The 11980-nt window shown below is 63.9% G+C and carries 13 protein-coding genes; 8 read left to right on the top strand and 5 right to left on the bottom strand.

Annotated elements, in window-relative coordinates; all coding sequences use genetic code 11:
- The first annotated feature begins 24 nt into the window (after nucleotides 1-24).
- Nucleotides 25-708 (top strand): hypothetical protein, encoded by a 684-nt coding sequence (locus tag HCN50_RS21660; RefSeq protein ID WP_171711698.1) that lies wholly within the window; start codon nucleotides 25-27, stop codon nucleotides 706-708.
- A 104-nt stretch (nucleotides 709-812) separates the two neighbouring features.
- The gene (locus HCN50_RS21655) at nucleotides 813-1562 is read left to right on the top strand and encodes a hypothetical protein (protein WP_171711697.1); all 750 of its coding nucleotides are present in this window, start codon (nucleotides 813-815) and stop codon (nucleotides 1560-1562) included.
- Nucleotides 1563-1692: 130 nt separating this feature from the next.
- Here HCN50_RS21655 and HCN50_RS21650 read toward each other — a convergent pair whose 3' ends face one another.
- Nucleotides 1693-1926: a hypothetical protein gene (locus HCN50_RS21650; RefSeq protein ID WP_171712034.1), complete on the bottom strand. Its 234-nt coding sequence runs from the start codon at nucleotides 1924-1926 to the stop codon at nucleotides 1693-1695.
- 246 nt (nucleotides 1927-2172) lie between these two features.
- On the opposite strand from HCN50_RS21650, the gene HCN50_RS21645 reads away from it, so the two are divergent.
- Nucleotides 2173-2460 (top strand): hypothetical protein, encoded by a 288-nt coding sequence (locus HCN50_RS21645; protein WP_171711696.1) that lies wholly within the window; start codon nucleotides 2173-2175, stop codon nucleotides 2458-2460.
- Nucleotides 2461-2554: 94 nt separating this feature from the next.
- On the opposite strand, the gene HCN50_RS21640 is transcribed toward HCN50_RS21645, so the two are convergent.
- Both HCN50_RS21640 and HCN50_RS21635 read right to left on the bottom strand, forming a co-directional pair.
- A complete protein-coding gene (locus tag HCN50_RS21640) occupies nucleotides 2555-4525 on the bottom strand; it encodes a sensor histidine kinase (protein WP_311968097.1) in 1971 nt (656 codons plus the stop codon).
- The gene (locus HCN50_RS21635; RefSeq protein WP_376700309.1) at nucleotides 4522-5199 is read right to left on the bottom strand and encodes a response regulator; all 678 of its coding nucleotides are present in this window, start codon (nucleotides 5197-5199) and stop codon (nucleotides 4522-4524) included. Before HCN50_RS21635 ends, HCN50_RS21640 begins: the two co-directional genes overlap by 4 nt.
- Nucleotides 5200-5360: 161 nt before the next feature.
- On the opposite strand from HCN50_RS21635, the gene HCN50_RS21630 reads away from it, so the two are divergent.
- Both HCN50_RS21630 and HCN50_RS21625 read left to right on the top strand, forming a co-directional pair.
- Nucleotides 5361-6626 (top strand): threonine ammonia-lyase, encoded by a 1266-nt coding sequence (locus HCN50_RS21630; protein ID WP_171711695.1) that lies wholly within the window; start codon nucleotides 5361-5363, stop codon nucleotides 6624-6626.
- Nucleotides 6627-6652: 26 nt separating this feature from the next.
- A complete protein-coding gene (locus tag HCN50_RS21625) occupies nucleotides 6653-7987 on the top strand; it encodes a hypothetical protein (RefSeq protein ID WP_171711694.1) in 1335 nt (444 codons plus the stop codon).
- A gap of 81 nt (nucleotides 7988-8068) precedes the next feature.
- On the opposite strand, the gene HCN50_RS21620 is transcribed toward HCN50_RS21625, so the two are convergent.
- Both HCN50_RS21620 and HCN50_RS21615 read right to left on the bottom strand, forming a co-directional pair.
- Nucleotides 8069-8461: a hypothetical protein gene (locus tag HCN50_RS21620; RefSeq protein WP_171711693.1), complete on the bottom strand. Its 393-nt coding sequence runs from the start codon at nucleotides 8459-8461 to the stop codon at nucleotides 8069-8071.
- Between the two features lie 154 nt (nucleotides 8462-8615).
- Nucleotides 8616-9503 carry a substrate-binding domain-containing protein gene (locus HCN50_RS21615; RefSeq protein ID WP_171711692.1) on the bottom strand — a complete coding sequence of 296 codons (888 nt, stop codon included), beginning with the start codon at nucleotides 9501-9503 and terminating at the stop codon, nucleotides 8616-8618.
- A gap of 88 nt (nucleotides 9504-9591) precedes the next feature.
- On the opposite strand from HCN50_RS21615, the gene HCN50_RS21610 reads away from it, so the two are divergent.
- Genes HCN50_RS21610 through HCN50_RS21600 form a run of 3 tightly spaced genes read left to right on the top strand, consistent with a single transcriptional unit; the run spans nucleotide 9592 to nucleotide 11854 of the window.
- The gene (locus HCN50_RS21610) at nucleotides 9592-10284 is read left to right on the top strand and encodes an ABC transporter permease (protein WP_171711691.1); all 693 of its coding nucleotides are present in this window, start codon (nucleotides 9592-9594) and stop codon (nucleotides 10282-10284) included.
- Nucleotides 10285-10286: 2 nt separating this feature from the next.
- Complete coding sequence (locus tag HCN50_RS21605; protein WP_171712029.1) at nucleotides 10287-11009, top strand: ABC transporter ATP-binding protein; 723 nt, start codon at nucleotides 10287-10289, stop codon at nucleotides 11007-11009.
- A gap of 17 nt (nucleotides 11010-11026) precedes the next feature.
- A complete protein-coding gene (locus tag HCN50_RS21600) occupies nucleotides 11027-11854 on the top strand; it encodes an ABC transporter substrate-binding protein (RefSeq protein WP_210265054.1) in 828 nt (275 codons plus the stop codon).
- Nucleotides 11855-11980: the final 126 nt, after the last annotated feature.

The raw sequence follows: 11980 nt of genomic DNA, 5'->3' as shown, positions 1-11980 counted from the left end.
ACATCGGCGGGAATGGAGACCTTTTTGACCAAAACAATGACGATTGTCGCGCTGATCTGTTTTCTCGTGGTCGGCGCCGCCGTCACTGCGATCATCGGCCGGGACAGCGTACCCGCGGCGCCGCCCCAACTGGCTGCCACTTCTGCTGTCGCCGTCCAGGCGCCGGTGTCGAACAAGGAAAGCAAGAAGGATCGGCTTGCCGTCGTGAGCTACGCCACAGCCGCCTTCGAGCCGCCGCAGACCGCGGCGCTGAGCGAGCCGCTGCGCCAGGCCTATGCGTCGACCGCACCTGCCGATATCGGGCTGCCGAAGGAGGTTGCCCCTAGCGCGACGACCGCAACGCCGGCTGCGCCGCCGCCAAAACCCAAGGCCGTCGCCAAGCCGCCGCCGCAACCGCAGAAAAACTACGCGCTGCTCAGCGACGCGCAGATCGCCGGAATCAAGGACCGCCTGAAACTGTCTGCATCGCAGGAATACTATTGGCCTCCGGTGGAAACCGCATTGCGCGCCGTCGCCCGCAAGATTCACGCGGGCCGTCAAGCCAACCCGAATGCACCGGGCGTGCCGATCGATCCCGATTCCGCAGAAGTCCAGCAGTTGAAATCGGCGGCGATGCCGCTGCTCTTCCAGTTGCGTGAAGACCAGAAGAGCGAGGTCCGCTCGCTCGCCCGCATCATCGGTCTGGAAAAAGTCGCTGCGATGATCTGAGCCGCAGCGCTGCGATTGCAGCGCCGGTTCCAATCTCCTCCCACTGCCCGCCGGAACATCGACCCCATCCACGCGTTGCCCGCGAGGATGAGGGAGCCGGAATCATGCGGACATCAACGGCTTATTTTGCAGGGGCGGGAACCGTGGTCGTCGCGGTCGCTGTCGGTCTCGGCGGTGGCTATTTTGCCGCGAATATCGTCAACCCGCCTGTGCAGACGGTCTCCAAGTTGGAACGCAGGATGTCGGCGGAACCGATCCCCGTCTCCACGGCGCCCGCAGAGCCGGTGCCCTATGCGGCTGCGCCGGCCGCGACCAGTCCGGTGCCCGCGCCTGCCCAAGAGCAGCAGCAAGCGCAGCAGCAGCAAGCGCAGCCACAGCCCCAGACGCAACCGCCCCCGCAAACGCAGGCAGCAACACCCGCTGCCAGTGCTCCACCTGCCGAAGAAAAGATCGCCAACAACGTCGCGGCCGCGCAACCCGCACCGTCACCGCCGCAACCTTCGAGGCCCGCCGAACAAGCTGACGAAAAGACCGTTGCGCCGCGGGAATCCCACGCCCGCGCCAGTGACGCTGACATCAAGCGAGCGGCGGTCGAAAAGCGGCGCGCCGAACGGCGGCAGCAGCAGTGGACCGACAAGCGCCGATGGAAGCAGCCACGTGAGCAGCAGCTACGCGAACAGGAGCTCGATGTCGTCGAGGACAGGGTCCGTGAGGCGACCGAGCCGCGGCGGATCAGGATTCGCGAAGAGGGCGAGCCAAGGGGCTTCTTTGGCGAGCCAGTGCGAAGGGACATGTTCGCTGAGCCGGCGAGAAGCGAGATGCCGCGGATCAGGCTGTTCGATCAGGATGATTGATTCTATTGCAGCGAGTGCAAGCGTCGGAGCGTGATGACTCTGGAACGTCATCGCGCTCCTCTTGTCTGCGCGTGATCGCCCCGCGAACGCGTTTGTCCAAAGAATTGGTGGCGACCTTCCGGACAGGCGTCTAACCGCCGTGCGACTCCACTACCTTGCGGCAGCCATCCGACAGCTTCGCCTTGTTCGCGCGCAGGCAGGCATTCATCTGCGGCGGCTTGCCGATGTGCTCGGCGCAGAGTTTTCCGGCATCCGAACGGCAGGCCATCTGCTCCTGGGGCGTGGGACCGGATTGCGCATGAGCCAGCGAGCCGGCGGCGAGCGAGAAGATCAGCGCGGCGGCCGCGGCATGGATCGATTTCATCATGGATCACCTTTCGAACAAGAATGGAGTGATTGAAAGTGCGCGAAAGCTCGTCGAGGTTGCGCGCGGGGTCCATGCCATGTTCATGGGCATCGGAAAGCGGGCTTTGGGTGTCCCGCGCGCGCTCACACCATTTTCATGGGATGTTGCCGCAGCCAGCGTTGGCTCATGTACATCTCGCGTCGGCTGCGGTGACCGATCGGCACATCGCAAAGAGCTGCACGCCCAATTCGGGAGAGATGACACATGTTGAAGAAGACAGGTTGGCTGAGCGCCGGTCTGACGCTTGCTGCGGTTTCAGTCCTTGCGTCCTTCGCGCTGGGCGGGGTGGGTTCGGCCCAGGCAGCGGTGGTTTACTGCAAGACGGTCGGCGTGCCGAAGGGTTGTGTGGCGCGGCCGACCGCACCAGTGGCTGTGGTTGCGACGCCGGTCGTCGGAGTAGCCGCCGTCGGCGTTGGTGCTCCGGGCGTCGGCGTTCGTCCTGGTACCCCCATGAACCGTGGCGGTCCGGTCAATCGCGTCGGCCGCCGCTGAGGCAAAGCGTTTTCAAACGAAGCGTGTCCTCGGACTTGATCCGAGGATAGGCACCGGTTCGCCTAAAGGAAACGCGTAAACTTAAAATCCGCAGTCAGCCGATCGCGCCGTCGCTGTCGGGAAAGCGGTGGGGCAATGTCAGCCGCACGTGTGTTCCTCGAGCCGTCGCTCGATCAGTCCCGCGATCAGTCCCTTGGGCGCAGGAGCTCAGTTCCAGCTCCGCGCCACATCGCGCCGCCCGGCTTCGCATGTTGCGCAGGCCGCGCCCGGCTTTGGTCGCGCCTGCGGCCCCGCCGTCAGGTGCGATCTCAAAGCCATTGCCGTCGTCCTCGACGGTGATGCAGCCGCGCTCGAGGCCGTCCGCGCCGGCCAGCGTCTCGATCCGCACCGTGACACGCCGCGCCCCGGCATGCTTGACCGCGTTGGTCACGGCCTCATCCAACAGTCGCACGATCTGGATGACGTGCCAGGGCCGCAGCTCGGGATGAACCGGCAGGCCTTGCGGGGTAACCGCGCGCCAGTCGAGCGCGATGTCATGCGGACGAAGCTGCGCCATGGCACGTTCGCGCCACGAACCCAGCGCCAGCATCAGATCGCCACCGATATCGTCCATCGAATCGATGACAAGGCGCAGATCCTTCAGTGCCGCGCGCGCCGCGTCGCCGATCCCCGCGCTGCCGTTGCCGCGCTCGCTCAGCGCCACGATGCTGACGAGCTGGCCGCCGAGCCCGTCATGCAGGTCGCGCATCAGCCGCGTGCGCTCGCGCGCCAGCGCCGCGGCGCGAGCGCGTTCCTCCTCGCGGGCGAAGCTGACCTTCAGCTTCTCTTCCGCCTCGCGCACCTGGGTGACCAGGCGGCCGGCAAAACCGTCGACCTGGTTTAGCGCCCGGGCGAACCGCCAGGTCAGGCCGGCGCCGATCGCCACCAGCATTACCGAATAGGATAGCCGCGAGACGAAGATGCGGTTCGGCAGTACCTGAAACACCGAGAGCAGATCGACGATCCAGCAGGTCAGCATGATCGTGACGGCGCAGCCGAGCAGGAAGCTCGCGACGTTTTGCCGTTGCAGCGTCGAGCGTGCCGTGACAACAGCCATGATGAGAAGCGAGACGCCGACCATTGGCACGGCGACAATCAGGAAAAGGGCGCGCACCAGCGCCTGATTTCCGAACAGTCCGGCCAGCGCCAAGGCGATGCCCGGAGTGAAGATGATCCAGGCGTAGCGCTGCCACTTCCAGCCCGACAGCAGCAGTGCAAAGATCAGCACCAGCGCGCTTTCAATCGGCGCCGACGAAATCAGGATCACATTGAGCCTGGAAAACGGCGTCTCGCCCATCGGCGTTTGCAGGAAGGCCTGGCCGACACCGACGGCCATCGCCCCCGCCAGAACGCGGTAGGCCGGCTCGTGGCGTCGCATCATCCACATGATGCCGAGGATGACCGCGAGTATCGCCTGCCAGGATGAGAACACCACCGGCAATGTGACGAACACCAATGTTCTGAGATTGTAGGTCGGACGCAATGCTTCATCCGGGCCGACCCAGATGCGATCGAGGAAGCCTGATATCGGACCCCAGATGAACAGCCGGATCGCGATCGTGTTGTCGCCGTCGCGCAGCACGGATGCCGGGATCACCGCGATCGCTGGCGTATTGCGGTCGGGACGGTTGGCGGCGGGATCGCGCCGGCTGTCGAGGATCACGACGTCGTTGATCGTGACCTCAACGCCATTGGTGAAACGCGGCAGGAACACCGACCACGCCTGCGCAGCGTCGCCGGCTGGACGGACAAAGTGGCCGCTGAAGCGCGGCGGATCGTGCATTGCGTTCCGTAACGAGGAGAAATACGGCAGCGTCACCGCGCGTTTGATCCCGGATTCGGTGAGATTGAACGCCGTGAGCTGATACTGAGCGGGAGGTCCGGGGAGCGACTGCAGCAGCGCGAGAACGCAGGCGGCCGCGATTACCGCCTGCAGCAGCAGATACTGAATCAGTCGGGACGTCTGCAGCCGCCGCCGCTCGCTGCCGGACAAGTCCGGTTGCGCATCGTCCCCATGATCGTTCACAGCTTGATCAAGCCTTGCTGAACCGCCTCGAACACCGCCTCGCCCCGGGTGTGCACCTCGAGCTTGCGATAAATGTTTTTGATATGCCCGGGCACGGTCTGGCGCGACAGGCCGAGATGGCTGGCGATCTCGGCATAGCTGAAGCCCTTGGCAATGCCCCAGAGGATATCGATCTCGCGCGGCGTCAGCTTGGTGGTGTTGAGCGCCGGGCCGGGCGGCGGCTCGGGCGTGTTCTGGGTCCGGCGCACGATGAAGCGGGCGATCGAGGCCGAGATCGGCGAATGTCCGGCGACGAGGTCGCGCACGGTGGCGGCGATGTCGGTCGGGAAGGCGTCCTTGAGCAGATAGCCGGTGGCGCCGACAGTAATTGCCGAGATCACGCTTTCCTCGTCGCCGAGGATCGAGATCACCATGATTTCGGTATCGGGATAGCGCCGACGCGTTTCGCGGATCAGATCGACGCCGTGGCCATCGGGCAGTTGAAGGTCGGTCAGCAACACTTTCGGTGCGCCTTGCGCGAGACAGGCGCGTGCCTCCGCGAGCGTACCGGCGGCCCTGACCTGGTATCCGGCCTTGGCCAGCGCATCCTGCAGCCGCCAAAGCGTCGGTGCGTCGTCCTCGACCAGCACGACCGTGATGGCTTCTGCCTTCGATCTCTCGCTCAGTGAATTCATCTGAAAACTCCGGCCGCTGTTCCTGCAGCCCGGCCAACTGTAACGCCGCCGCGGCTTTTTGCGACACCCATGTTCATGGGGCGGGGATTTTGCGAGATTCGGAGGAGGCACATCGGGCGAAATAGGCTTATAGGATGGCCTCCCAAACGAGGCCGTCCCCGATGCCGAAAGCTCCCAAGAATGTCCCGCCGAACCAGCGCGCGCCCGAAGCGGGCCTTGCCGTGACGCCCGATGACGTCAGGGCTGCCTCCGCTGCCATCTCCGGCTCGGTGATGATCACCGAATGCGATCAGAGCCGGACGCTAAGCGATATCTGCGGATGCAATCTCTGGCTCAAATTTGAGAACCTGCAGTTCACCTCGACCTTCAAGGAGCGCGGCGCGCTCAACCGGCTGCTGGTGCTGTCGGCGGAGGAACGGCGGCGCGGCGTGATCGCGATGTCGGCCGGCAACCACGCGCAGGGCGTCGCCTATCATGCCAACCGGCTCGGCATTCCCGCAACCATCGTGATGCCGATCGGCACGCCGATGGTGAAGATCGAGAACACAAGGCGTCACGGCGTGGAGACGATTATTTCCGGCAAGACCCTGGAGGAGGCCGCGGAGTTCGCACGCGCGCATGGCAAGGTGCAGGAGCTGACCATGATCCACCCCTATGACGATCCGCTGATCATCGCGGGCCAGGGCACCATCGCGCTCGAAATGCTGGCTTCGGTGCCGCAGCTCGATGTGCTGGTGATCCCGATCGGCGGCGGCGGGTTGATTTCCGGCATGGCGATTGCGGCCAAATCGCTGAAGCCGGAGTTGCAGATCGTTGGCGTGCAGGCGCAGCTCTATCCCTCGATGTACAACGCCATCAAGGGCCAGCATCTGCCGATGCGCGGCGATACGCTGGCCGAAGGCATCGCGGTCAAGGTGCCGGGCCGGATCACCACCGAAATCATCCGTCATCTCGTCGACGAGATCGTGCTCGTCACCGAAGACCAGATCGAGCGTGCGGTTGCAATGCTGATCGCGATCGAAAAGACCGTGGTCGAGGGCGCCGGTGCCACGGGCCTCGCCGCGGTGCTGGCCGCGCCGCAGCGTTTTGCCGGCCGCAATGTCGGCCTGGTGCTGACCGGCGGCAACATCGACACAAGGCTGATCGCCTCCGTCCTGACCCGCGAGCTCGCGCGCGAGGGACGGCTCACGCAGATCGCGATCGACATTGTCGACCGTCCCGGCCAGCTCGCCGCCGTCTCGGCGCTGCTTGCGGACGCCGGCGCCAACATCATCGAGGTCTCGCACCAGCGCACCTTCTCCGACCTGCCCGCGAAGGGCACCCTGCTAGAGGTCGTGATCGAAACGCGCGACCGCGTGCATCTGGAGGAAGTGATGAAGCGGCTGGGTGAGGCCGGATTTGTCGCGTGGCTGCCCGGGCGAAGGTGATGCTTTTCTGAGCGGAGCATTCCCTGATGGATTTGAATGAATTTCTTCCAACGTATTTAACTACTCGGACGCAATATCGAACGATGCGACGTCAATTCCTCGTCTCAATAGCGCTATGTGCGACCGCTTGGTCCCTCGGGTGGGTCCAAGCGGCGCGCGCTGCCGAGGCGGTCAATTCCAGCGTTCCCTACTACCGTACGAAGGGTTTTTCCCAACGCGTTGCGCTTGATTTCCGGGAGGTTGCAATAGTTTCGCCGAATGGCAATGCCGTCGTCTACCTCGAGGGCGGTACTCACTTCGCCGCGGAGCGCAAGGTGTTGCACATCGCGCGGCTCGATGCGGGGAATGACTGGAGAAGCCATCCGCTGGCCATGGGTGCGTTGTGGCAATTCAGTGATGCTGATCGCTCCGTCCCCGCTTATAGATGGGCATCGAACTCGGCCGGCGTCTGGACTGCGACGCGCGAAAACATCGGCCCCGATGGAATAAACAGGTCGGGCCTGCAACCCGCATTCATCGCTTTGGAGGACAACCGCATCCAGCTCTTTGAGCCACCTCGTCATGCGGCGGGTCCACTGGACGGGCTGTTGTGGGCAGGTGGTGACGGATTGGCTCTCGCTCGCTTCGGCGCAAGGGGCGCATCATATCAGCCGCAGCGTCACGACAAAAATCCGACATTTGCAATTGTCGATGCAAGACGCGGGACAGTGCTCGACACGCTTCCATTCGACGTCTTCAGAGCGATCAGCAAGGAACATTACATCGCCAACCTTGACAACGCCGCAGCCACCAGGTTGCAAAACGGCAAGGTGCGCGCCGTTCTGCTCGCTCTCAACCAATGGGCCGTGTGGACTCAAGGCGAGCGGCCGCGGATATTGTTAAGTCCCTATTCTGACCCCAAAGAGCGCCACAACAAAATAGCAATATCGCGAGATGGATCGCGTCTCTTGGTCGCCCGACAGCACTGCGACGGCGGCTATGAGGACGTAAGTGAGCCTGACGCCTTGCGGAGGAGACCGACGACGCCACCTTGCAAGCCAGTCGAAAGCGTTATCGCTGCCCTGCATGATCTCGAAACAGGCCGCCAGCTTTGGGACGTTCGCGCGACCGTTCATCGAAAGACCCAGTATCCAAATCCGGCGATTAGCGACGATGGGCGCTATGCACTCATCGGACTTCCGTACAAAGGCTCTGATTCACAAATTGCATTGATCTCGATGAATGACGGAAAGACTGTGCAAACTTTCCGGCCGCCGGGATATGCGTTGAACTCTATGGGTTTCCTTGGGGGAGGACGTGGTGTGTGGATACACGGTGACGGCGCAACTGATCTCTATGAGCATAGTGCTCAGGCACAATGACTCGATTGCGGAAGTAACCGCCAAGCTACATCGCGGGAGTTCGCCTCGCGGATAAAGTCGAACAGCGCCTGCGACCCCTTGCTACCCGCGAATGCGTTGCTCGATGTTGGCCGCCGGTCCCCCCGCGCGCACGTTGCGAGTGCTTGATGGATGCGCTTGTGAGCCGGCGAAGCTTTTCCACGGGCCAATAGTCTCGACGATGATATTAATTCCGGCCACGGCGCTTTCGATTTGGCGCTGCACGCTGTCGACCTCGGATTTCAGGAACTCCTGCATTTTCTGGAGTTCGGAAGCCAGCTTATGAAGGTCGTCTATTGAGTTTGAGGTGAGCCGCGCGACGGACGAGTTGAATCGCTCAGTGGTGATCTCCAGCGGGCTGGCGGGATTCGATTTCTCTTTGCCGGGTTGTGTCGCCAGCGTCTCCTCCGGTGGAGACGTTTTCTCGTCGACTGCGGCAGACGTTGGGGTATCCATCAGATTCTCCCTTGGTGCCCGCGGCCCAGTGCAATGCGTCGTTGAGTCGTTAGGCGATTTGGTGGCGCGGCGGTGGCGATCCGGAGCCAACCTTAAGTTCCCGGTGGCCGGCTAGGCTTCGACCGTCATATGCGCAACTCAGACTGCTGCGCCCCTAGTTCACCAGCCGCACTGCGCCCGCTTCGCTCACGTCGTAGCCGCCAAGCTCGCTCGCCCGCTCGCGGAAGCCTCCCTGTCGCATGAAGTCGAACAGCGCCTGCGGTCCCTTCATAAAGTAGTCGCGCTGGCGCATCACGAGGTCGAAGCGCTCCCAGGTCAGCGGCAGGAAATCGAGGCCCGCCGCTTTCGCGACACTGCGGGTGGCGATGCCGCAATCGATGCGGCCGGCGCGGATCGCTTGCGCGATATCGGGGCCGGTCGGGAAGGCAGGCTTCGCCAGTTTCAGATCGTCGAGCGCGATTCCGGCCCGCGCGAGCAGCGCCAGCAGCAGCAATTGCGCGCCGGCGCCTGCAGGACGCTGCGCCATCCGTCCGCGCGAGGCGGCGATCGAGGCCATGTCGCTTAGGGCCAGCGGATTGCCCGGCGCGACCAGAATGCCCTGCTCGCGCCGGGCAAAGCCGAGCACGACCGCATCGTGCAGGCCTGGTGTGTCGGTGACCACGTCCAGATTGGCGGCTTCGTCGTCGCCATCCAGCCTATGTAGATGGATCGCCGCGACCATCACCTCGCCACGGGTCAGCCGCCGCAGGCCTTCCTCGCTGCCCTCGGGCAGGTTCGCCAATCCGCAATGGCTTTCGCGCAAGCCCCATTCCAGCAGCGGATCATGGCTGCCGCCGACGATCGGCGGCGCCGCCACCTGCGCCAGTGCCGCCGGCGCGATCAGGCCAGCCGATACCCAACGGTCCAGCGCGTTGCGTGGAAACAGCCAGCGCCCCGTGACCTTGCTGCAGGGCACTTCGCGGTTCGCCACCAGCTCATAGAGCTTGCGTTCCGAGAGCCGCAGATAGTCGGCCGCTTCGTCGGTTGTAAGTAGTTCGGGCATAGGAACCTGTATGCATATGGGCGCAGACATTACAAAAATTGACCATAATGATGGCATCTGCGCAAGATATCTGCCAAACAGAATCTCCATGACTAACGACGTATCCGCCCTTCACCTCGTGCTCTCCGGCGATGCCGCGCTGTTCGCCATTGTGCGGCTGTCGCTCTATGTCAGCCTGTCCGCAGTGGTGCTGGCCGCGCTGATCGGCATTCCCCTCGGCGCCTGGATCGCGCTGACAAGATTCCCGGGACGCCAGGGCGTCATCGTCCTGCTCAACGCGTTGATGGGCTTGCCGCCGGTCGTGGTCGGGCTCGCGGTCTATCTGGCGCTGTCGCGCTCCGGGCCGCTCGGCGCGTTCGGCCTGTTGTTCACGCCAAGCGCCATGATCGTTGCGCAGACCGTGCTGGTCATGCCGATCATCGCCGCGCTGACGCGGCAGACCATCGAAGATCTCTGGCTCGAATATCGCGATGAGCTTACCGCGATGAATCTGGGGCCGCTTGGCCGCGTTGCGGCGCTCATCTGGGACGCGCGCTTCAGCCTCGTCACTGCGCTGCTTGCCGGCTTCGGCCGCGCCGCGGCGGAAGTCGGCGCCATCATGATCGTCGGCGGCAATATCGAAGGCTTCACCCGCACGATGACGACCGCGATTGCGCTGGAGACGTCGAAGGGCGATCTGCCGCTCGCGGTCGGCCTCGGCCTCGTGCTGATCGTGATCGTGATCGCGGTCAATGCGCTGGCCTGGAGCGTGCGCCGCGCCGGCGAGCGGCTGGCGGGATGACGATGCGCGCGCCGTCGAGCGAACTGCCGATTGAATTCGATGGTGTGACGGTTGCGGCAGGCGGCGTCACGATCCTGGATCAGATCACGCTCACGCTGGCGCAGGGCCGGCCCACGGTGCTGATCGGCCCCAACGGCTCCGGCAAATCGACGCTGCTGCGCCTGGCGATGGGGTTGCTTGCGCCGTCGCGCGGGCGCATCACCTGGGGCGGGCTGGACAACGTGCCGCCGCTCAAGCGTGCGATCGTGTTTCAGCACCCGGCGATGCTTCGGCGCAGCGCTAGCGCTAACCTCCGCTTTGCGCTGCGCGCCGCCGGCATCCCGCGCGCGGAGCATGCGCGGCGCGTTGACGAATTGCTCGAACTCGTCGGCTTGCAGGCGCTCGGCAATCGCGCTGCGCGCCGGCTCTCCGGCGGCGAACGGCAGCGGCTGGCACTGGCACGTGCGCTGGCGCGCGATCCCGCGGTGCTGTTCCTGGACGAGCCGACCGCAAGCCTCGATCCCATCGCCACCAAGGCGGTGGAGGACATCATCCGCGCAGTAAGCGAGCGCAACATCAAGGTCGTGATGGCGACCCACGATCTCGGCGAGGCGCGCCGGCTCGCCGGCGACATCGTCATGCTTCACCGCGGCGGCATCGTGGAGCGCGGCGCCGCGCCCGCATTCTTCGATACGCCGCAGACCAGCGAGGCGAGGGCGTTCCTCGCCGGGGAATTATTGATTTGAGGAGGAGACCAATGAATATGCTCACGCGCCGGTTGCTGATTGCGGTGACCGCCAGTTTTGCATTCGGCGGCCACGCGCCGGCGCAGGACAAATCGATCGTGGTGGCCTCGACCACATCGACGCAAGATTCCGGCCTGTTCGGCCACATCCTGCCGATGTTCAAGGCCAAGACCGGCATCGACGTGAAGGTGGTGGCGCAAGGCACCGGACAGGCGCTCGATACCGCGCGCCGCGGCGATGCCGACGTGGTGTTCGTCCACGCCAGACCAGCGGAAGAAAAACTCGTCGCCGAAGGTTTTGGCGTCAAGCGCTACCCCGTGATGTACAACGACTTCATCCTGGTTGGCCCGAAGGCCGACCCCGCCGGCATCAAGGGCGCGAAGGACATCGTCGCAGCGCTCAGGGCGGTCAAAACCAAGGGCGCCGATTTCATCTCGCGCAGCGACAAGTCCGGCACCCATCAGGCCGAGCTCAACCTTTGGAAGGTCGCCGGCATCGACATCGGAAAAGACAAGGGTCCCTGGTACAAGGAGATCGGGCAGGGCATGGGGGCTGCGCTGAACACGGCGTCTGCCTCCAACGCCTATGTGCTCGCCGACCGCGGCACCTGGCTGTCGTTCAAGAACCGTGGCGAGCTCGTGATTTCAGTCGAAGGCGACAAGCGGCTATTCAACCAGTACGGCGTCATGCTGGTGAACCCGGAAAAACATCCGAGCGTAAAAAAGGATCTCGGCCAGCAATTCATCGACTGGCTGGTGTCGGCGGAGGGTCAGAAGGCGATCGCCGGCTACAAGATCAACGGCGAGCAGTTATTCTATCCCAACGCCGGCGATTCCGGCGCGTGATGCGCGCCCGCCTTCTGCGCAATAGCTACTCTTGTCGCAGGAGCTTTCGCGTTCATCTATGTGAACATTCGTTCAAGCAGTGAAGCGCGGTCTTTATGTCGCACGCCGGAACGTCATGCACGCCGG

Source organism: Bradyrhizobium archetypum (assembly GCF_013114835.1).
In the GTDB taxonomy this organism is placed as follows: domain Bacteria; phylum Pseudomonadota; class Alphaproteobacteria; order Rhizobiales; family Xanthobacteraceae; genus Bradyrhizobium; species Bradyrhizobium archetypum.
The sequence above is the reverse complement of the archived record's forward strand: the minus strand, read 5'-3'. Positions and strand labels throughout refer to the sequence as shown.